This window comes from Catellatospora sp. IY07-71 (genome assembly GCF_018326265.1).
Classification (GTDB): domain Bacteria; phylum Actinomycetota; class Actinomycetes; order Mycobacteriales; family Micromonosporaceae; genus Catellatospora.
On the sequence record NZ_AP023360.1, the window covers coordinates 213372 to 233989 of the forward strand.

The 20618-nt window shown below is 71.2% G+C and carries 19 protein-coding genes; 9 read left to right on the plus strand and 10 right to left on the minus strand.

Annotation, left to right across the window (positions count from 1 at the left end):
- Positions 1 to 63 precede the first annotated feature (63 nt).
- The 6 genes from CS0771_RS01010 to CS0771_RS01035 all read left to right on the plus strand — a co-directional run bounded on the left by CS0771_RS01010 (position 64) and on the right by CS0771_RS01035 (position 4402).
- Positions 64 to 765 (plus strand): response regulator transcription factor, encoded by a 702-nt coding sequence (locus CS0771_RS01010; protein WP_212839367.1) that lies wholly within the window; start codon positions 64 to 66, stop codon positions 763 to 765.
- Positions 758 to 1762, plus strand: coding sequence for a sensor histidine kinase KdpD (locus CS0771_RS01015; RefSeq protein ID WP_212839368.1), 1005 nt, complete (start codon positions 758 to 760; stop codon positions 1760 to 1762). Before CS0771_RS01010 ends, CS0771_RS01015 begins: the two co-directional genes overlap by 8 nt.
- Positions 1763 to 1789: 27 nt before the next feature.
- Positions 1790 to 2890 carry a lactonase family protein gene (locus tag CS0771_RS01020; protein ID WP_212839369.1) on the plus strand — a complete coding sequence of 367 codons (1101 nt, stop codon included), beginning with the start codon at positions 1790 to 1792 and terminating at the stop codon, positions 2888 to 2890.
- Positions 2891 to 2984: 94 nt separating this feature from the next.
- Positions 2985 to 3275 carry a GlsB/YeaQ/YmgE family stress response membrane protein gene (locus CS0771_RS01025; protein WP_203754218.1) on the plus strand — a complete coding sequence of 97 codons (291 nt, stop codon included), beginning with the start codon at positions 2985 to 2987 and terminating at the stop codon, positions 3273 to 3275.
- A gap of 110 nt (positions 3276 to 3385) precedes the next feature.
- Positions 3386 to 3883 carry a hypothetical protein gene (locus CS0771_RS01030; protein ID WP_212839370.1) on the plus strand — a complete coding sequence of 166 codons (498 nt, stop codon included), beginning with the start codon at positions 3386 to 3388 and terminating at the stop codon, positions 3881 to 3883.
- Positions 3884 to 4012: 129 nt separating this feature from the next.
- Complete coding sequence (locus tag CS0771_RS01035; RefSeq protein ID WP_239126164.1) at positions 4013 to 4402, plus strand: PaaI family thioesterase; 390 nt, start codon at positions 4013 to 4015, stop codon at positions 4400 to 4402.
- A 316-nt stretch (positions 4403 to 4718) separates the two neighbouring features.
- Here CS0771_RS01035 and CS0771_RS01040 read toward each other — a convergent pair whose 3' ends face one another.
- Together CS0771_RS01040 and CS0771_RS01045 are read right to left on the minus strand one after the other, a co-directional pair.
- Positions 4719 to 6185: an aminotransferase class V-fold PLP-dependent enzyme gene (locus tag CS0771_RS01040; RefSeq protein ID WP_212839371.1), complete on the minus strand. Its 1467-nt coding sequence runs from the start codon at positions 6183 to 6185 to the stop codon at positions 4719 to 4721.
- Positions 6182 to 7588, minus strand: coding sequence for an MFS transporter (locus CS0771_RS01045; protein WP_212839372.1), 1407 nt, complete (start codon positions 7586 to 7588; stop codon positions 6182 to 6184). Before CS0771_RS01045 ends, CS0771_RS01040 begins: the two co-directional genes overlap by 4 nt.
- A 146-nt stretch (positions 7589 to 7734) precedes the next feature.
- Here CS0771_RS01045 and ribA point away from each other — a divergent pair, with 146 nt between their 5' ends.
- On the plus strand, positions 7735 to 8355 hold the full coding sequence (gene ribA, locus CS0771_RS01050; RefSeq protein WP_212839373.1) for a GTP cyclohydrolase II: 621 nt from the start codon (positions 7735 to 7737) through the stop codon (positions 8353 to 8355).
- A gap of 130 nt (positions 8356 to 8485) precedes the next feature.
- On the opposite strand, the gene CS0771_RS01055 is transcribed toward ribA, so the two are convergent.
- From CS0771_RS01055 to CS0771_RS01075, 5 genes are all read right to left on the minus strand, one after another.
- Positions 8486 to 10468 (minus strand): cellulase family glycosylhydrolase, encoded by a 1983-nt coding sequence (locus CS0771_RS01055; protein ID WP_212839374.1) that lies wholly within the window; start codon positions 10466 to 10468, stop codon positions 8486 to 8488.
- A gap of 31 nt (positions 10469 to 10499) precedes the next feature.
- A complete protein-coding gene (locus CS0771_RS01060) occupies positions 10500 to 12923 on the minus strand; it encodes a glycoside hydrolase family 2 protein (protein WP_212839375.1) in 2424 nt (807 codons plus the stop codon).
- A gap of 23 nt (positions 12924 to 12946) precedes the next feature.
- Positions 12947 to 13810 (minus strand): carbohydrate ABC transporter permease, encoded by an 864-nt coding sequence (locus tag CS0771_RS01065; RefSeq protein WP_212845543.1) that lies wholly within the window; start codon positions 13808 to 13810, stop codon positions 12947 to 12949.
- A gap of 80 nt (positions 13811 to 13890) precedes the next feature.
- Positions 13891 to 14814, minus strand: coding sequence for a carbohydrate ABC transporter permease (locus CS0771_RS01070; RefSeq protein WP_244870530.1), 924 nt, complete (start codon positions 14812 to 14814; stop codon positions 13891 to 13893).
- A 177-nt stretch (positions 14815 to 14991) separates the two neighbouring features.
- On the minus strand, positions 14992 to 16269 hold the full coding sequence (locus CS0771_RS01075; RefSeq protein WP_212839376.1) for an ABC transporter substrate-binding protein: 1278 nt from the start codon (positions 16267 to 16269) through the stop codon (positions 14992 to 14994).
- A gap of 275 nt (positions 16270 to 16544) precedes the next feature.
- Between CS0771_RS01075 and arfB the strand changes: the two genes are divergently transcribed.
- On the plus strand, positions 16545 to 16970 hold the full coding sequence (gene arfB / locus CS0771_RS01080; RefSeq protein WP_212839377.1) for an alternative ribosome rescue aminoacyl-tRNA hydrolase ArfB: 426 nt from the start codon (positions 16545 to 16547) through the stop codon (positions 16968 to 16970).
- A 133-nt stretch (positions 16971 to 17103) separates the two neighbouring features.
- Here arfB and CS0771_RS01085 read toward each other — a convergent pair whose 3' ends face one another.
- The 3 genes from CS0771_RS01085 to CS0771_RS01095 form a co-directional block, all read right to left on the minus strand.
- The gene (locus CS0771_RS01085) at positions 17104 to 17451 is read right to left on the minus strand and encodes a hypothetical protein (protein ID WP_212839378.1); all 348 of its coding nucleotides are present in this window, start codon (positions 17449 to 17451) and stop codon (positions 17104 to 17106) included.
- 110 nt (positions 17452 to 17561) lie between these two features.
- Complete coding sequence (locus tag CS0771_RS01090) at positions 17562 to 18527, minus strand: isopenicillin N synthase family oxygenase (protein WP_212839379.1); 966 nt, start codon at positions 18525 to 18527, stop codon at positions 17562 to 17564.
- 297 nt (positions 18528 to 18824) lie between these two features.
- On the minus strand, positions 18825 to 20000 hold the full coding sequence (locus tag CS0771_RS01095) for a hypothetical protein (RefSeq protein ID WP_212839380.1): 1176 nt from the start codon (positions 19998 to 20000) through the stop codon (positions 18825 to 18827).
- Positions 20001 to 20316: 316 nt separating this feature from the next.
- Here CS0771_RS01095 and CS0771_RS01100 point away from each other — a divergent pair, with 316 nt between their 5' ends.
- Positions 20317 to 20616 carry a hypothetical protein gene (locus CS0771_RS01100; protein ID WP_212839381.1) on the plus strand — a complete coding sequence of 100 codons (300 nt, stop codon included), beginning with the start codon at positions 20317 to 20319 and terminating at the stop codon, positions 20614 to 20616.
- The last annotated feature ends 2 nt before the right edge of the window (positions 20617 to 20618 follow it).

A 20618-nucleotide genomic window follows, 5' to 3' on the forward strand; every position in this document is an offset into this window, starting at 1 on the left:
ATCGTAAGGATCCCACTGCCCCGCTCCGCTCGGCGAGCCCTGACCAGGACGTACGCTCACGTCATGGCCACCACCGTGCTCGTCGTGGACGACGATCCCACCGTCAGCGACGTGGTACGCCGCTATCTGGAGCACGCCGGGCACCGGGTGGTGCTGGCGGCCGACGGGCAGGGCGCGCTCGACGCGTACGCCCGCGAACGTCCCGACCTGCTGATCCTCGACCTGATGCTGCCCGGGATCGACGGCCTGGAGGTCGCTCGGCGGCTGCGGGCCGCGCCCGGTCCCGGCGTACCGATCATCATGCTCACCGCGCTCGGCGAGGAGGTCGACCGCATCGCCGGGCTCCAGCTGGGCGCCGACGACTACGTGACCAAGCCGTTCTCCCCGCGCGAGCTGGTGCTGCGGGCGCAGTCGGTGCTGCGCCGCACCGCGCCCGCCGCCACGGCCGCCGTGCTGGCCGACGGCGACCTGGTGGTGGACACGGCCCGCCGCACGGCGACGCTCGGCGGCCAGGAGCTGGCGCTGACCGTACGCGAGTTCGACCTGCTCGCCTACCTGATGGCGCACCCGGACGTCGCCCTGCGCCGGGCGCAGCTGCTGGAGTCGGTGTGGGGCTGGACGTTCGGCGACCAGTCGACGGTCACCGTCCACGTGCGACGGCTGCGCGAGAAGATCGAGCCCGACCCGTCCGCGCCGCGCCGCATCCATACCGTGTGGGGTGTCGGCTACCGCTACGAGCCGGTGGCGGGCGCGGCAGATGCGTGACGTCCTGCTCATCCTGCTGGCGGCGCTGGGCGGGGCCGCGGTGGTGTGGCTGCCCGCGGCGCTGCTGCTGCGCGTGCTGCACCGCCGCTCGCTCACCCTGAACGTCTGCGTGCTGCTGGTCGCCACGGTGCTGGCGATGCTGGCCGGGGTGCTCGCGGTGGCGGAGGGCATGTTCATCTCGGCGCACGACCTGCAGGTGCTGCTGCTGGTGGTGCCGCTGTCGGGGCTGGTCAGCCTCCTGTTCGGCGGCTGGGTGGCGTGGCGGCTGGCCCGGACCGCGATGTGGGCCGCCGACGCGCGCGAGCGCGAGCGCCAGGTCGAGGCGAGCCGCCGCGACCTGGTCGCCTGGGTGTCGCACGATCTGCGCACGCCGCTGGCGGGGATGCGGGCCATGGCCGAGGCGCTGGAGGACGGCGTGGTCAGCGACCCGGCCACCGTCGCCGAGTATCACCGCCGCATCCGCACCGGCACCGACCGGATGGCGTCCCTGGTGGACGACCTGTTCGAGCTGTCCCGGATCAACGCGGGCGCGCTGCAGCTGGCGCCGATGGACGTGCCGCTGGGCGAGGTGGTGTCGGACGCGGTCGCGGCGGCGGCCCCGCTGGCGGCGGCGCGCGGAGTGCACCTGGCCGCGGCGCAGGAGCAGTGGCCGACGGTGCGCGCGGGCGAGCGCGAGCTGTCCCGGATCGTGGGGAACCTGCTGCTCAACGCCGTGCGTTACACGCCCGCCGACGGCACGGTCACCGTCACCGGCGGCCGCGACGCCGAGGGTGGCTGGCTGGAGGTCGCCGACACCTGCGGCGGCATCGCCGACACCGACCTGCCGCACGTGTTCGACGTGGCGTTCCGCGGGGCGAAGGCGCGTACCCCCGAAGCGGACGGCGGCGGCGGCCTGGGGCTGGCCATCGTGCGTGGACTCGTCGAGGCGCACGGCGGGCGGGTCGGCGTGGCCAACACGGGCGCCGGCTGCCGCTTCACGGTGCACCTGCCGTCCTGATCAACACGGCCGACTAAGCTGCCTGCCATGTCATCGGTTTCGCCGGAAAGTGACGGGACGGGCACGCCGCGGGAGCGGCGCCACGGCGGGGCCGGGCACGTTCCGCCGGACCTGGTCTACATCGGCTCGTACACGGCGAACGCCGGCACCGCGCACGCGATCACCGGCTGGCGGCAGGACCCGGAGTCCGGGCGGCTGGAGCCGGCGCTGTCGCCGGTGCAGGCCGTCGATCCGTCGTGGATCGCCTGGCACCCGGCGGGCACCCACCTCTACGCGGCCAGCGAGTCCGCCGCGCGGGTGCTGTCGTACGCGGTCGCCGACGGCGGCGAGCTGACCCTGCTCGGCAGCCAGCCCAGCGGCGGGGCGGACCCGTGCCACCTAGGCGTCGAGCCGCAGGGCCGGTTCGTGGTCGCCGCCAACTACAGCGGCGGCTCGGTCGGCGTGCTGGCGATCGGACCCGACGGGGCGCTGCGCGCGCCGCACGACCTGGTGGAGCACGCGGGCAACGGCCCGGACCCGGAGCGGCAGGGCGCGCCGCACGCGCACATGGCCCTGTTCACCCCCGGGGGTCTGCTCTACGTCACGGACCTGGGCACCGACGAGGTGCGCGGGTACGTGGTGGAGGAGTCCGGGCGGCTGCGGCACGTGCACACCTCGCCGATGCCGGAGGGCATGGGCCCGCGCCACCTCGCGGTGCACCCGTCCGGCACGGTGTACGTCGCGGGCGAGCTCGACTCCACCGTCGTCGCCTGCACCGCCGAGGACGGCCGGCTGACGCCGGTGGTTGCGCTGCCCGCGACCGCCGGCCCCCCGGCCGAGCGCAACTACCCGAGCCACCTGGAGTGCTCCCCCGACGGCCGCTTCCTCTACGTGGCCAACCGGGGGGCGGACTGCCTGACCGTGTTCGACGTCGCCGACGGCGGGCTGCGGGCGCTGGCCGACGTCCCCACCGGCGGGCGCTGGCCCCGGCACTTCGCCCTCATCGGCGACTTCGTCTACGTGGCCAATCAGGACGGCGACTCGGTCACCGTGTTCCGCCGCGACCCGGTCACCGGGCTGCCGCACCCGACCGGCCACGCCACCCGGGTGCCCAACCCGTCCTGCGTACTGGCGGCTCCCGGCCGCTAGGCCGCAGATCCGACGGATATTCGCAAAGCCTCCCGAGCTGCCGCGCCACCAGCCGATACTGGCCTGGAACGCAGAGTGATCACGGGGGGCATGCATGATCGGGGCGATCATCTGGGGCATCGTCGGCGGCGCGATCGTCGGGTATCTGGGGCGGCTGCTGCTGCCCGGGCACCAGAACATCTCGGCGCTGATGACGGTGATCGCGGGCATCCTCGCCGCGACGCTGGGCGGCATCATCGCCACCTGGCTCGGGGTGGGCGAGACCAGGGGCATCGACTGGATCCGGCACTTCATCCAGCTCGCCCTGGCCATGTTCTTCGTCTGGCTCGCCACCCGGATGTCCGCGGGACGCCACTCCCAGGCACCCCGGCCACGCACGCCGTGATCCCCCTCAGCGCCGGGCGCACGTCCGCTGTGCGCCCGGGCACGCAGGACTAATCAGTACACATTGGGCACGTATGTTTACTGACCGTGGCGCCCGGCAATCGAGGCGCCATGGTACTCACCGCTTCGCGATACCGCACCGCGACCGGTGCGGGCGTCATCGCCGCACTCATCCTCGTGCTGGTGTTCGGCAGCCCGGTGTACGTCGACTGGGCGAACGACAACGCCGATCCCGACACCGCCGGCGGCTGGTTCCTGCGGCTGCTGGCCTGGCCGGCGTGGAGGTTCGACGCCGACGACTCCGTCCAGGACGTGATCGCCGCCGACATCAAGGCGATCCTGCTGATCGTGTTCACCGCGGTCTTCCTGGCGCTGTCCACCAACGCCCAGCTGGGCCGTGCCCGGGGCACCTTCAGCCAGCTGATGGCCGGGTGGTCGTCGTACATCTTCGCGGGCGCCGTGGCCGGCCTGCTCACCGCCTTCATCCGCTCCGACGCGTCGCTGCTCGGCGCGTTCCAGGCGGCGGGCGCGGGCGCGATCTACGGCCTGTTCGTCGGCTGGATCGTCGGCATCGCCACCCTGGGTCACTACCGCGGCTCGACGCCCTGACGCGTCGCCGCCCGAGCCGTTTCGGGGAACCCGCCGCCTCCGCTCCCCCTCGGCGGCCCGCGGGTTCCCCGAAGCCGTTCCCGGGCCTGTCCGCGCTGGTGACCGGCGGGTAACGTGCGGCGGGTGGAGATGACATACGACACGACCATGCACGGGGCGCTCGCCGAGCGGATGGGCATCACGCTGCTGGAGGCGACCCCGGAGCGGCTCGTCGCGACCATGCCGGTGGAGGGCAACACGCAGCCGTTCGGGCTGCTGCACGGCGGCGCGTCCTGCGTGCTGGCCGAGACGCTCGGCTCCATCGGGGCCACCCTGCACGGCTCCACCATCGGCCGGCCGTACGCCGTGGGCGTCGACATCAGCGCGACCCACCACAAGGCCGCCCGCACCGGCCTCGTCACCGGCGTGGCCACGCCCCTGCACCGGGGCGGCACCGTCGTCACCTACGAGATCGTCATCACCGACGAGGAAGACCAGCGCATCTGCACCGCCCGCCTCACCTGCCTCCTCCGGAAGTAACCTCCACTCCCGCCCCCGGCGGTTAGGAAGGGCACCTTCTTACCGCTTTCCGTAGAAGAAGGTGTCCTTGTTAACGGGGCGCTGACCGGCCCAGCGCCGTTGATCGCTGTCTCGTGTCGAAAGGCAGCGTACAGCCGCACTTTTGGACACGAGACAGCGATCAACGCCCATGATCGGCACTCGCGCGGCCGCCCCGGCAGGCTCGTGACTTCCGTGGCCCGCCGGCCTCGGTGTTCGCCGGCCTTCGGGGGTCGTCAGGACCGAGTTAAGAAGGGCACCTTCTTCTACGGAAAGCGGTAAGAAGGTGCCCTTCCTTTCACCAGGTGGGGCGTTGGAGGAGGCTGACGAACTCGACGAGGAGGCGTTCGCGCAGGCGGGGTGAGGCGGCGGCGAGGACGGCGTTGACGACGGCGAGGCGGGGGGCCGCGCCGGGGTCGCCGCCGACCAGGCCGAACTGCTGGGCGAGGGCGGCGACCAGCTCGGGGGTGAGCTGGTCGGGGGGCAGGGACGAGGCCAGGGCGTGCAGTTCGGCGGGGAGCTGGACGGGGCCCTGGGAGCGGGCGGCGAAGACCGCCTCCGCCAGGTCCGGCCCGAACTGGGGCACCTGCGGCAGGACCGACGCGGTCACGGTGAGGTGGATGCTCGCGGGCAGGTCGGCGTACGGCAGCTGCGGCTGGGTGTGCCAGCCCCGCGCCGCCAGCTCGTCGGCGAGCACGAACAGGTCCAGCCCGGGGTCGTCGGAGGCCAGGCAGACCACGGTGTAGTCGGCCGGGGCGAGCAGGCGCAGGCCGTCCACCCCGGACACCGCCTTGGCCAGTCCGGCGACCGCGTCCCGGGTCTGCCGGGCCAGCTCCAGGTAGCCCTCGTCGCCGAGGTGGCGCAGCGTGGCGAAGGCCGCCGCGATCGGGCCGCCGGACCGGGTCGACGAGATCACCGGGTTGATCATAGTGTACCCGGGCCACTCGGCGAACGCGAAGTACTGCGGGCGGCGCAGGCCCGCGTCGCGGTGCAGCAGCACGGACACCCCCTTGGGGGTGTACGCGTACTTGTGCAGGTCCACCGACACGCTCGTCACGCCCGGCACGCCGAAGTCGAACGCGGGCACGGTCACCCCGACCCGGCGCAGGAACGGCAGCGCCCAGCCGCCGAAGCACGCGTCTACGTGGCAGCGCACGCCCCGCTCGGCGGCGATCGCGGCGATCTGCTCGACCGGGTCGACCACGCCGTGCGCGTACGACGGCGCGGAGCACGCCACCAGCACCGTGTCGGCGGTGATCGCGGCGGCCATCGCGGCCGGGTCCGGGGTGAACGTCGCCGGGTCGACCGGCACCAGGTCCAGCGCCACGCCCAGGTAGTGCGCGGCCTTGGCGAACGCGGCGTGCGCCGTGGACGGCACGACCAGCCGCGGGTTCGTGATCTCCGGGTGCGCGTCGCGGGCCGTCTTCACCGCGAGGATCAGCGACTCGGTGCCGCCGCTGGTGACCGACCCGACCACATCCGGAGCGCTGGTCCCCGGCCCCGCCCCGAGCACCCGGGCCGCGGCGGCGACCAGCGCGTTCTCGGTCGCCAGCAGGGACGGGAAGGCCGTCGGGTCCAGGCCGTTGACGTGCGCGGACAGCGCGTACGCGGACATCGCCAGCTCGTCGAGCCCGGCACGGGCCGGGTCGTACACGTACGCGAACAGGCGGCCGCCATGGGTGGGCAGGTCGGCCTGGCGCATCCCGCGCAGCTCGGCCAGCACCTGCTCGGCGGGGACGCCCTCAGTGGGCAGTGCGTCGATCATCGCGTCACCCTATCGTCAGCCGCGTCACCGTCCGTGACCTGCACCGATGCCAGCCGGTCGGGGGTCAGGTCGTAGCGGCGCAGCAGCAGCGTCACCGGGCCGACCAGCAGCGCGGGCACCACGCTGAAGCCGAGCAGCACGCCGAGCCGGGCGCCGTCCGACTGGGCCGCGGCCTGGCCGGATGCCGAGGAGGCGTAGCCGGACAGCTGGAGCACCAGGGCGTAGAGGCCGGGACCCAGCGCCAGGCCGAGCGTCTCCCCCGCCGTCCACAGGCCGGTGAACACGCCCGCCTGGCGGCGGCCGGTGCGCGCGGCGTCGTACGCCACGCAGTCGGGCAGCATCGCCATCGCGAACACCTGCTGTCCCGCGTAGCCGACGCCGATCACACCCGTGATCGCGTACGCCACGACGGGCGGCACCGAACCGGCCACGACCAGTGCCAGCGCTCCCCCGGCCAGCAGCAGCGAGGCCAGCACCAGCGCCTTCGTCTTGCCGACCCGGGCGCCGACCCGGCTCCACAGCGGCATGACCAGCAGCGCCGGGCCGACGAAGCAGGCGAACAGCAGCGTCGGGCCGTCCTCGGGACGCTCCAGTACGTGGTCGGCGACGTACTTGACGCCCGCCAGCATCGTCGCGACGCCGATCGACTGCACCACGAACACGATCAGCAGCACCATGAACGGCCGGTTGCCGCGCACCACGGCCAGCTGCGCGCGCAGCGACGGCTCGCTCTCGGTGACCCGGCCCACCGGCGCGCGCCGGGTGCCCAGGAACGCCCCCAGCGCCCCGGCGATGATCAGCACCGCGACGAACAGGCCCATCCAGCGGTGACCGGGCACACCCCCGCCCCCGGCCTGCACCACGATCGGCGCGACCGCGCCGGACACCAGGATCGCGATCGCGAGCACCGCCACCCGCCAGGTCATCAGCCGGGTGCGCTCGGTGTAGTCGTCGGTCATCTCGGCCGGCATCGCCACGTACGGCACCTGGAAGAAGGCGTACGCCGTCGCGGTGGCCAGGAACGCGACCGCGACGTAGGCCGAGGCGCCCGTGCCGGAGCCGAACGGCGCCGCGAACATCGCGGCGAACAGCACCGCCACCGCGAGCCCGCCGAACAGCAGGTACGGCCGCCGCGCGCCCCAGCACGACACGGTGCGGTCGGAGATGCGGCCCGCGACCGGGTTGATCAGCACGTCCCACGCCTTCGGCACCAGCACCAGCAGGCCCGCCAGGCCGGCCGCGACGCCGAGGTTGTCCGTGAGGTACGGCAGCAGCAGCAGGCCGGGCACGGTGCCGAACGCTCCGGTGGCCAGCGAGCCGAGCGCGTAGCCGGCGCGTACCCCTCCGGTGAGGGGTTTGTCCTGGTCGGGGGCGGTGACCTGGGCGGGGGGTGAGACGGTCATGGCAGCGGATGCTACGCGGCGTGTGTTCCATCGCACATCGGGAGGTGAGGGAATTTCACGGAGTTCTTGAGACTTCAACAACTTGGACGCGACACCGGCGTCACCTGTGGAGCGACAGCCGACTTCGACGACGAGACTGGTGAGCCATGACCGAGACGCTGGGCGTACGCACCCGGGTGACCGTGCCGCTGCGCTTCCCCGACGGGTATGCGACCACCGCCGAGGTCTTCACCTTCACCGGCCTGTCCGACGGCCTGGAGCACCTGGCGCTCGGCCTCGGTGACTTCGCGAACACCCCGACACCGCTGGTCCGGGCCCACTCGGAATGCATGACCGGCGACGTGTTCGGCTCCGCCCGCTGCGACTGCGGCCCGCAGCTGCGCGAGGCCGTGCAGCGCATCACCGAGCACGGCGGCTGGCTGCTCTACCTGCGCCAGGAGGGCCGCGGCATCGGCCTGTACGCCAAGCTCGACGCGTACGCGCTGCAGGACGCAGGCCTGGACACGTATGCCGCGAACCGGGCGCTGGGCTTCGGCGACGACGAGCGCGACTACACCGCCGCCGCGCAGATGCTCACCGCGCTGGACGTGCCACGCATCGACCTGCTCACCAACAACCCCGACAAGCCCGGCCAGCTGCGCGACCACGGCATCGAGGTGGCGAACGTCGTGCCCACCGGCGTCCACGCCAAGCCCGACAACCTCCGCTACCTCCGCGCCAAGGTCACCCACACCGGCCACACCATCACCCTCCCCGTCGCCGCCTGATCTACCGCCCACCGTCGCGGCGAGGCCGGCGGCCGGGTGGGGAAGATCGCTGTCCCGTGTCAGAACCTGTGGTCAGACCAGAGGTTTCGACACGGGACAGCGATCTTCAAAACCCAGCCACCGCCAGACGTCACTCCGCCCGGAGATGGTCCAGGTCGAAGGACCCCGGGCTGATCCACAGGTACACCGCGTGCACCTCGGTCAGGGAGGACGGGTCGCAGGACAGGCCGGTCTGCAGGTCCACCTCGACCGTGGTCAGGGCGGTGTCCTGGTTGACCCAGCTGAACGGGCCCTGGCACCAGGTCCAGGACGGCCCGGTCTGCAGCACGATGCTGGTCGAGGTGCCCGCCGCGCCGGTACGCAGGTCGTACTTGACCGACGTCTTGCCGGACAGGTCCACCGGCGCCGGGAAGCTGACCCCGAACCAGCCCCCGTCGGCACCGTCGGCGTGCAGCCCGGCGGCCCCGTCGGTGACGAACGACGTCTGCCCGGACAGCGTGCCCGCGTTGGCCTGCCAATTACCCGGCGCCCAGCCCTCCACGCCGGTCTCCCACGAGGCGAGCGGGATCGCGGCGGTCGGATCCGGCAGCACGGTCACGGTCGCCGTGGCGACGTTGGACAGCCGCGCCGCCGTGTCCCGGATCGTGTAGGACGCCACGGCCTTGCCCGCGAAGCCCTCGACCGGCGTGAACGTCAGCTCGCCGGATGCCGCCAGCGTGAACACGCCCCCGGCCACGGCCAGGCTGGTCTGCCGCCCGTCCGCCGCCGGGTCCAGGTCGATCCTGTCGGCCCGGACATGCGTCTGGTACGCGATGTCGTTGGCGGCCGGGCGCAGCACCGCGGTCGTGCCGAACGGCACCACGGCGGTGTCGTGGTCGGCGACCGGCGGGAACGTGCGCCGCCCGGTCGAGATGATCGTCCCGGCGTTGGTGATCGTCTGGCACACGGTCCCCGGGCAGGCCACCGTGAAGCCGTCGTAGTCCGGGTACATGGTGCCGTCGTCCTGGATGCCGTTGAGCATCCAGTAGAGGAAGCCGTCGCCCCCGTCGCTCGCGGCGGCTTCCGTCCACTGCTGGTAGACCGGGTTGCGGGTGGCCTTGTCCCGCCACCCGAACTCGCCGAGGAAGGACGGCTTGCCGATGCGCTTGGCGTCCCGGTGGTGCCGCTTGATCCAGTCGGCGCCCCACTGGGCGGTGCGGTTGCCCCAGCCGTCCGGGTACAGGTGGAACGAGACCACGTCCACCGCGGGCAGCTTGCCGAGCGCCACCGAGTCGACGCCCTCGCCGCAGTTGGTGGTCCAGTCCGCGGACGTGGCGTCGTCGCAGTAGAAGCCCTCGTCACCGACGCCGACCAGGTGCTTCGCGTCGACGCTCTTGACGTGCCGGGTCATCTCGTCGGCCCAGGCGGTGAGCGTGGCCGGGGTGCACGACGCCGACGGCGGGTAGAGGCCGGAGCCCTTGCAGCGCGGCTCGTTGCCGAGTTCCCACAGCATGACCGCCGGGTCGTCCTTGTACGCCAGCCCGGTCAGCGGGTTCACCCGGTTCAGCAGGTGGGTGATCCAGTCGCGGTACCAGCCTTTGATGACCGGGTCGGTGTAGAAGTCGTCGTGGTTGTCCGCGCCCGCCCAGCGCACGTACTGGTCGATGCCGCCGAAGTCGGACCAGTTGTTGGTGAACGGGATGATCAGCTTGATCCCGCTCTGCCCGGCCCGCCACAGCACGTAGTCGAGCTTCTGCAGGCCGTCCGGCCCGTCGTTGTACGCGGGCCGCGTGCCGTCCCAGTATTGGAAGTACACGCCGTTCTTCTTGCCCGACACCGAGCCCTGGTCGTCCTGCGTGCCGATGTCGAGCCAGCCCCACGTGCGCAGCACGCTGAGCCCGGCGCCCTTCGCACGGGCGAACACGTCGTCGACCATCGCCGGCGACGAGTACATCAGGTAGTAGTTGTTGGTCCCGGCGAACCGGAACCGCTTGCCGTCGAGCGTGAGGTCGCTGCCGTGGCGGGTGACGAACCCGCCGCCGGGCGGGGCGGCGGCCGCGGCGGCGCTGCCGCTGCCGGTGCCGAGCAGCAGGATCAGCGCCCCGGCGGCGACCGCCAGGATCCGTCTGTTCATGTGCGTGCTCCTAGAGGGATGGAGGGAGGGGTCAGGCGCGCGGGATGTCGTTGACGCAGCGCAGCACCGGCCGGGCGGCCAGGTTGGCGGCGGGCAGGCTCACCGCGCTGGCGACCTTGAAGGTCACCGACTCCCCCGGCAGCAGCGTGACCAGGGCCTGGTCGACGGTCGCGGCCGGGTCGAGCCGGTCGGGGAACAGGGTCAGGTCGCGCAGGATCGTCCCGGCGGTGACGGTCACCTCGTAGCCGCCGGAGACCGGCTCGGCCTTCGCCTCGTACCGGGCCGCCGGGTAGTCGATGTCGCGGTCCTCGGCGTAGAACCACCACGCCTGCTGCTCACCTGCGACGGCCCGGAGCAGCTCGGACCGGGGCTCCTCGGGCAGCGCGACGCCGTCGGGCAGCGGCGTGACCTGCACCGCGCGCGGCGCTACGTCGAGCGCGACCGTGGTCGCCACCAGCGCCTTGCCACCGAGGTCGTACGAAGTCACGGTCGCCTCGGCCCGCCACGGCCGGTCGGTGTCGTTGGACGCGACCAGCGCCAGGCCCCCGTCGCGCGGCTGCACCGTGAGCAGCCGCTCGGCGAACGCGTCGCGCAGCGCGTACCACAGGGGTTTGCGCCGCCCGTCGCCGTCGATCGCGGCCCACGAGGTGACCGGCCAGCAGTCGTTGAGCTGCCAGACGATCGCACCCATGCAGACCGGCTGGTGCGACCGGAAGTGCTCCAGCGCCAGCCGGATCGCGCGGGCCTGGTTGACCTGCGTGAGGTAGTGCCAGTCGGCGAAGTCGCGCGGCTCGGGCAGGTGCGCGTCCAGCCCGCGCCGCAGCTTCAGGTCGCCGTCCATCGCCTTCTGGTGGTGCCGCATCCCCGGCGAATCGGCCGCCAGCGGCTCATCGGACAGGGCACGGCGCAGCGTGGCGTACGCGGGCGGCGCCTGGAACCCGAACTCGGCGACGAACCGGGGGATGTAGTCCCGGTAGTGCGTGTAGTCGATCTGGTTCCACACGTCCCAGATGTGCATGGTGCCGTGCGCCGGATCGTTCGGGTGGATGTCCTCGGTGCCCGACCAGGGGCTGCCCGGCCAGTACGGCCGCGTCGGGTCGAGCGCGGTCACGATCGAGGGCAGCAGCCGGTGGTAGAAGCCCGCGCCCCAGCTGCGCCCGGCCAGCTTCTCGGGCCAGCCCCAGTCGGCGAAGCCCCAGATGTTCTCGTTGTTGCCGGTCCAGGTCACCAGGCTCGGGTGGGACGCCAGGCGCACCACGTGCTCGCGCGCCTCCGCCGCGACCTCGGCCGCGAACGGCTCCTCCTCCGGGTACGCCGCACAGGCGAACAGGAAGTCCTGCCCCACCATGAGGCCCAGCTCGTCGGCGAGGTCGTAGAAGTCCTCCGACTCGTACCGGCCGCCGCCCCACACGCGCAGGTAGTTGAGGTTCGCCGCGCACGCCTGCCTAAACCGCTCGGCCAGCCGCTCCCGCGTGATCCGGGTGACGAACGCGTCGTCGGGGATCCAGTTGACCCCCTTCACGAACACCGGCACGTCGTTGACCAGCAGCGTGTACGGCGTACCGTGCGCGTCCGGGGTGGTGTCGATCCGGACCGAGCGGAAGCCCACCCGGCGCTCCCACCGGTCCAGCTCCCGGCCGCCCTCGCTGGCCAGTACGACGCGCAGGGGGTAGAGCGGCTGCTCGCCGTACCCGCGCGGCCACCAGCGGCGTACGTCCGGCACGGACAGCCGCAGCACCGCGCCGATGCTGCCCGCGCCGATGGTGGCCACCCCGACCACGCCGCCGACCTCGGCGGTGACGGTCAGCGACTCGGTCGAGGCGCGCTCCACGTCGATGTGCACCGCGACCAGGCCGGTGGTGCCGTCGACGGTGACCTGCGGGCGCACCTGCGCCAGGCGGGCCGTGGACCAGCTGTGCAGCCCGATCGGCTGCCAGATCCCGGCGGTGACCACGGTCGGGCCCCAGTCCCAGCCGAAGTTGCAGGCCATCTTGCGGATCAGGTTGTACGGCTCGTCGTAGGCCCCCGGCCGCGAGCCGACCTGCCGGGCCATCGCCGCCGTGTAGTCGTACGGCGAGTCGAAGACCAGGCGCAGGTCGTTGCGGCCGGGGGTGAGCGCCGAGCGCAGGTCGAAGCGGTAGCCGCGGTGCATGTTCGCGGTGCGCCCGACCTCGGTGCCGTTGAGCGAGATGGTCGCCACGGTGTCCAGGCCGGCGCAGACCAGGTCGATCCGGTCGTCCTCCGGCCCGTTCCACAGGAAGCTGGTCTCGTACGTCCACCGGGTCTGCCCGATCCACTTCAGCGCGTCCTCGTTGTCGTCGAGGTACGGATCCGGGATGAGCCCGGCCGCCAGCAGGTCGGTGTGTACGCAGCCGGGCACGGTGGCCGGCACCCGGCTGACCGGCACCGGCGTGTTGCGCGCCGACACCTGCCAGCCGTGGTGGAGCTGGACCATGCTTCTGGACCGCGACGCCATCATCACGATTTGACCGCACCCTCCATGATGCCGCGGACAATCTGCCTGCCCCCGACGAACAAAAGAACAATCAGTGGCACGGTGGCCACGAACGCCCCGGCGAGCACCCGCCGGTACAGCACATAGTTACCGCTGGCCAGGTCGAACAGCGCGACCATCGAGGTCGGGAAGTCCGTGCCGCCCAGCGTGATGAGCGGCCACTGGAAGTCGTTCCAGGTGCCGACGAAGGTGAGCAGGCCGAGCACGGCCAGTGCGGGCCGGATCGCGGGCAGCACGACGCTCCAGTAGATGCGCATCGTGGTCGCGCCGTCGACGCGCCCCGACTCGATCAGCTCGTCGGGCACCGCGCCGAGGATGAACTGCCGCATGTAGAACACGCCGAACGCGCTGACCAGGCCGGGCACGATGACCGCGAGCAGGGTGCCGTTCCAGCCGCCCTCGCCGGGCATGTAGCCCATGAGGATGTACAGCGCGACGACGCCGAGCTGGTTGGGCACGGTCAGCGTCAGGATGACCATCACCATCAGCGCGTTGCTGCCCTTGAAGCGCAGCTTGGCGAAGGCGAACCCGGCCACCGAGCAGAAGAACAGCACCGAGATCGTGACCACGGTGGACACGATGAAGCTGTTCACCAGCGACTCGGCGAAGTACACGTCCTGCATCGAGAACACCTCGCGCAGGTTGCGCGAGAACTCGGCGCCGGGCAGGAACTTCGGCGGGATCTCGGCCAGCGCCGCGTCGGTGCTCGTCGCGATGACGAACATCCAGTAGATCGGGTAGATCGCGATCAGGAAGGTGAGGCTGAGCAGGACGTAGGTCCATACCCCCGCCGGGGTGTCCTGGGGGGCGCGGCCCACCACGGACAGGCCGCCGCGGCGCTTGGGCGGAGCGGGCGGCGCCGGGCGCGGCCCGGCCTGCCGCACGCTCTGGGTGTCGGTGGTCGTGGTCACCGTCGTCCTCCTCCGAGCCGGCTGGTGAGCAGGGTGTTGACGGCCGCGACGAGCACGATGATCAGGAACAGCGCCCAGGACATCGCGGCGGCGTAGCCGAGGTTGAGGTTCTTCCAGCCGGTCTTGTAGATCAGCTGGGCGATGGTCTGCCACTCGCCGTTGGCGCCGCCGGTGGCCGCGGCCGGGTTCGGCTCGAACAGCATCGGCTCGGTGAACAGCTGCAGGCCGCCGATGGTGGACAGCACCACGGTGAAGATGACGACGGGCAGGATCATCGGCACGGTGATCCGCCACAGCTGCTTCCAGGCGGTCGCGCCGTCCAGCGCGGAGGCCTCGTAGATGTCACGCGGGATGGTCTGCATCGCGGCCAGGTAGAGCAGCGCGTTGTAGCCGATCCACTTCCAGTTGACCATCGTGGCGATGGCGACCCAGGACTGCAGCTTGCCGGCCCGCCAGTCGATCGGATCGTCCATGCCGAACAGCGACAGCACCCAGTTGGCGGTGCCCGTGTCCCGGCCGAACACCACCAGGAAGACCAGCGTCGAGGCGGTCACCGGGGTGATGTACGGCAGCAGCATGCTCACCCGGAACCAGATCTTGCCGCGCAGCTGCCGGTTGAGCAGGAACGCGATGCAGATGGCCAGGAACAGCTGCGGGATGGTGGACAGCACGAAGATGCCGAACGTGTTGTAGAGCGCGTTCCAGAAGTCCTCGTCGGACAGCAGTTTCTCGAAGTTGCCGAGGCCGGCCCAGCCGTCCTGAGCCGGGTCGTCCAGGCGCCAGGTGCGCAGCGCCACGATCCCGTTGAAGATCAGCGGGAACAGCCCGAAGATCGCGAACAGGATGAAGAAGGGTGCGATCAGGACGTAAGGCATCTGCTTCACGTCGAAGCGGTGCAGCCGGTGCGAGAGCCCGCGCACGATTACCTCCGTTTACCGAGGAAGGTCGATATGATTCCGTCGCGGAACGGGGCCGGGCACCGTGGCGCGCCGCGGTGCGGCGGCGCACGGTCCGGCCGGGTTCCGTCGCGGCGGGCGAAGGGGTGGACGCCGTAGGGAGACGCCCACCCCTTCTGATCCCCTACGCGAAGCCGCCCGTCAGGCCTTCGAGGCCTTGTCGGCTTCCTTCACCGCCTGCGCCCAGGCGTCACCGGCCTTGGTGGTGCCCGCCTGGACGGAGTTGATGACGTTCTCGACCGCGACGCGGGTCGGGCCGTTCTTCTTGCCGAGGTACTGCGGGGTCAGGCTCTCCGCGGTCTTGGCGAAGATCTGGCCGACCGGGGCGTCGCTGAAGAACGGGTTCTTGAAGTCGAGGATGTTCTGGTCCTTGTAGAGGGCCGGCTGCGAGGGCAGGTTGCCGACCTTCTTGAAGATCTCGATCTGCTGCTCCGGCTGGACCAGCCACTCCAGCAGCTTGTACGCCTCGTCCACGTTCTTGCCCTGCTTGGGGATGGTCAGGAACGAGCCGCCCCAGTTGCCGCCGCCGCCGGGGATGGCCGCGATGTCCCACTTGCCGCTGGTGTCGGGCGCGGTGTTCTTGATGTGACCCTGCATCCACGCCGGGCAGGCGAGGACGGCGAAGTCACCCTTGACGAAGCCCGCGTTCCACTCCGGGGACCAGGCCGGCAGGTTCGCCGACAGGCCCGCCTCGATGGACTTCATGGTCAGGTCGAACGCGACCTTGGGACCGCCGTCCATCTTCAGCGCCTCGGACTCGTCGTAGAAGCCCACCGGCTGCTGGCCGAGGATCGGGTTGAACAGGTTGGTGGCGTTGTCCAGGAACTTCTTCTTCGAGGCGGCGGTGTACTGCCGGCCCACCTTGATGAAGTCGTCCCAGCTCGGCCACAGCGCGGAGACCTTGTCGCGCTCGGTCGGCAGGCCGGCCGCCTTGAACAGGTCCGTCCGGTAGCACATGGCCAGGCCGCCGACGTCGGTGCCGAGGCCGATCTGGGTCTTGCCGTCGGCCGACAGGGACTGCTTCCACTTCCAGCCCAGGTACTTGTCCTGGTAGCTGCTCGCGCCCTTGTCCAGCAGGTTCACGAACTTGTCGGCCTGGCTGCGGAAGCTCACGATGAAGCCCTCGTCGATCGCGGCGATGTCCGGCGCGCCGCTGCCCGCGATGAGCTTCTTCTGCAGGTCCTCGTGCTGGGCGTTGTACTCGCCCGAGTTGAGGACGATCTTGACGTTCGGGTTCGCGGCCTCGTACTTGGCCTTGAGCTCGTCGAGGCCGAAGTCGCCCCAGAAGGCGATCTTCAGCTCGACCGGGCCGCCGGGCTCCGACGGCTCGCTGCTGCCGCCCTTGCAACCCGCCAGCGCGAGCGCGGTGACCGCCACCAGGGCGGTCCCCACGGCCCAGCGGGACCTGTGCAGTCGCATGTGTCCTCCGAACAAACCTGAAACGCCCGCGTTCAGGGATCGCGAAGCGTCTACTGAACCGGATAAGTGCACACACGGTATGGGCGCGCTCCCAGCATGTCAATGGGGGGTCGATCTCGTGACGATCCTGTGACGTGGACCATGAAAACCGATTAAGCAACTTTGCTGACCGTCGATGCCTTCTGCCCGAGAGGCGAAAATGGTGCGGTGGTCGCGCTCTCCGTACGGCATGATCGGCACGCCGCGGGGAAGACCCGGGAAGGGAGGACGCAGCCATGGCCGAAGACCTGACAATCACCGACCGGATCGTGATTCCGGCATCCGAGCTGCGCGAACGCTTCTCCCGCAGCTCCGGCCCCGGCGGCCAGGGCGTCAACACCGCCGACAGCCGCGTCGAGCTCTCCTACGACGTGGAGCGCTCCCACGCCCTCCCCGAGCCGTTGCGCGCCCGCGCCCTGGAGCGCCTCGCCGGCCGCCTCACCGACGGCGTCCTCACCATCGCCGCCAGCGAGCACCGCGCCCAGCTCGCCAACCGCGAAGCCGCCCGCGCCCGCCTGACAGCCCTGCTACGCGAAGCCATCGCTCCGCCCCCGCCCCCACGCCGCCCCACCAAGATGAGCAAAGGCGCGAAACAGCGCCGCCTCGACGCGAAGAAGCACCGCGGCGCCCTGAAACAACTCCGCCGCGGCGCCCACGACTGACCACCCCGCGCCGCGTCCCGCGCGCCTCTCCGGCGCCGATCTTGCGCGAGCTGTGGGTACGACACGCACTATCCGGGCAAATCCCTAACACTTCGCGCAAGATCGACGTGATCTTGGCGGGGTTGCAGCGGGGTCAGGTGCGGGATTGGCGGACTTCGGGGGTTACGGGGGCGGTGGCGGCCAGGCGGAGGAAGAGGTCGCAGGCGGTTTGGGCCTGGACGCGGCGCTGGTAGGCGCGGCTGGCGATGGCTACGGCGCCGGGGGCGGCGTCCAGGCGCCAGGCCCAGGCGAGGCGGCTGACGCGGTGGATGACCGGCTCGACCTCGGTGACGGCGGCGCGGACCTCGTCCACGGCGCGCAGGCAGGCGTCCACATCGGGGAAGCCGGTGCCGGAGCGGCCGAGGTCACGGTTGTTGCTGGACAGCAGCCGCCAGGTGACGCCGGCGCACGCCCGCTCGTAGAACTCGAAGCGAGCGGTCAACGTCTTCCCCCATGCGGCCGGTTTATCCGATCACATGACGTTCGCCCGCCGAGATGGACGGCTGCTGTCGTGGGGATGAACAGCGTACGTCCCGGTGGGCGAAGAGACGGTCACAGCACCTCACCGCGCAGTTGGGGGAAGACCTTACCCACCTTGCCCAGCAGGTACTCGCCGTACGTGCCGGTGAAAGCGCGCAGGTCCTGACCGTCCCAGCGGGGCCGGCCGGACGCGTCGGTGCGGGCCCGGCCGGGCAGCGGCGGCACGGCCGCCGAGAAGTCGGGATCGAAGAAGAACGGGAACGACAGGCGCTCGTTGCCGCTGACGTTGCGCACCCGGTGCGGGGTGGACCGGTAGTACCCGCCGGTCAGCCGGTCCAGCATGTCGCCGATGTTGCAGACGAACGTGCCCGGGACCGGCGGCGCGTCGACCCAGCCGCGCGGCGTGTGCACCTGCAGGCCGCCGTTCTCGTCCTGGGCCAGCAGGGTGAGCAGGCCGTAGTCGGTGTGCTCGCCGACGCCCCAGCCGTCGTCCCCGGACGGCGCCGGCGGGTAGTGGAAGATCCGGAACAGCACGGTCGGGTCGGCGGTGTAACCACTCGCGAAGTAGTCATCGGGCAGGTCCAGGCTCGCCGCGACGGCGCGCATCACGTCCTGCGCGACGCGCGTCAGCGCGGCCGCATACGCCGGGACCAGCTCGGCCAGGGCCGGGACCTGGCGGGGGTACAGGCTGGAGCCGTGCAGCGGCAGACCGGCGAGGACGCGAGGGTCGTCATCGGGCAGGTCGAGGCCGAAGTACAGGCCCTCCTTGAGGTCCGGGCGGCCCGAGGTCAGCTCGCCTCCCACCGGGAAGAAGCCACGCCAGGCCCGGCCGCCGCGGGCCATGGCGATCTCCATCTTGGCGTCCTCGGGCAGCGCGAAGAACTCCCGCGCCGCCGCGTCGAGTGACTTCAGCAGCTCGGCGGGCACGCCGTGTCCGCTCAGGTAGAAGAAGCCGCTGTCGCGGCATGCCGCCTGGATCGCGGCTGCCACGGTGGCACGGTCGGCGGACAGGTCGATGATCGGCAGCGCGGCACCCATGCCGCCATTCTCACCCCCACATCCCCACTGCTGGGGCGGCGGCCCAACTCCGGCATGAACCGGCCCGCGCCCGAGGGACGCGGGCCGGTGCCGGCTAGAGGACCACGGAGCAGCCGGGGCAGCGCGACAGGGCTCCCCCGCGGGCCACGACGAACTCGTGGAACCCGTCGAATCTGTTCATGTCCTTACCTCCGACCCCCCACTACGCGGCAGGGCGCCAAAGGGTTGCGGCTCATCATCCCGGCGGCCCGCCCGGCCCACAGCCCCGGTCGGGGCACGGGCCGGGCGGGAGCCCGATCAGAACACGCTCCAGCAGCCGGGCAGGCGATACCGTCCCGGAGGAAGACCGACGGTGGTGACGGCGCCGTCCGGCCCCTGACGTCTGTTGATCGTGTCGTCGCCGCGCCAGAACAACTCCGTGCCCCGGTAGCAGATGAGGAAGTTCGGGCTCATCGGCGTGGCTGCCGGCGGCACGTCGTGGCGGCGCACCACCCGGCCGTCGGTCACCGAGATCTGGACGAAGGCCACGATGCTCCCGGCCGGTGACTCCTCCCGCACCTCGATCGCGGCGGTGCCGTCCGCGGTGGGGTGGATCGCCGCGAGCGGCACCACGCGCCGGCGCACCCCCTCGGCCGGGCGCAGCGAGCCGCTGATGTCGACGGCGAGCGGCCGCACTGCACCGGTCCGCGGATCGACCACCTCGACCCCGACTTTGCCGCCCTTGCCTGTGTCGGCCATGCGCAGCACCTCACCGGTGTCCAGCACACCGCTGATGCTCCATCCGGCCTCGCGGGCGGGCGCCGGGAACTCGGTCCAGTCCGGCACGGAGTACAGGCTGTAGCGATCGGACATGCCCCGGTAGCCGAGCAGCCAGTTGCCCGTGGGAGACCAGCGGACCACCAGGGCGCCCGGCAGCACCCGCTCGGCTGTGCCGGCCAGGTCCCGGACGACCGCGCCGTCCGGGGTGGGCCACAGCAGCCAGCGGCCGTCCGGGGACAGCTCGGCCGGGTTGCCGCTCCTGATGTTGGGGAACGTCGTGCGATACCACGATCCTCCGGCGAGCACGTCCGCCCGTACCTTGCCCGGCTCCGAGGTCAGGTCGTAGCGCAGCAGCGAGGCGGGGCCGACGCCCCGGTCGCGCGGCAGGGCGGCGACGTCGGGGCCTGGCTCGGGCACCTGCGTGGGCATCGGCGGCACCTGCGCCGGCGCGGACACCGAAGGGCTGGGCGAGGCGGTGCCGGTCAGCGGCGGCGGCACGGTGTCGCCGCCGCGCACCGCGAACAGCACCCCGACCAGGGCGAGTGGCAGCACCGCCAGCGCCGCGCCCACCGCGATCCGGCGCGCCCGCGAGCGCCGGGCCCGGACCACGGCCGCTTCCGCGTCGGCGTACTGGCCGGCCTGTTCGGCGAACATCGGCAGCGCCGCACGCAGCTTTGCCAGCGCGGCGTGCGCCTGGCTCTTGACCGTAGTCATCGAACTAAAAAAGCCACATCCACTGCGACTTTCGAAAGACACGTTGCACATCTCCAGTCGAGTCGGCAGCTTTGCAAAGATCGCTATTGCCCGTCTGGCACCAATGAGGTCAAACGCCACGACGCGATCGAGTTCGCCATAACCATCACCTACGGGGACACCACAACCAAGCGACCGCCACCCGCAACGTAGACCACCGGGGTCTACGTAGCTCGCCCGCGAGATTGGATGGTGCGCTAGGCGCATAGATCGTTTTGCGCTTCCTCCGTCTCATCTGGAAAGATGTGGCTCCTCGCGCGACACTCAGGAGACATCGATGGCGATTGACACGCTTCGGGCCGCAATAGCACAACGTCGCGTGGTCACCTTCTTCTACAAGGGATATTCCCGCAGTGTCATCCCAATGGCAGTCGGACAATCTCGCGATAACACGTGGATGCTTAGAGGTCAACAGGTTGCAGGCGGGTCGTCCTCTGGTGGCACGAGCATCGACGCGCCCAAGCTCTTCAAGATCGCCGAAGTGATGGATATCGCGGTTTCGAACGACACGTTTGCCGTTCCCTCTCAATACCGCCCTGGCGACAGCGCCTTTGTGGTCATTGAGGCCGAACTCTAGAT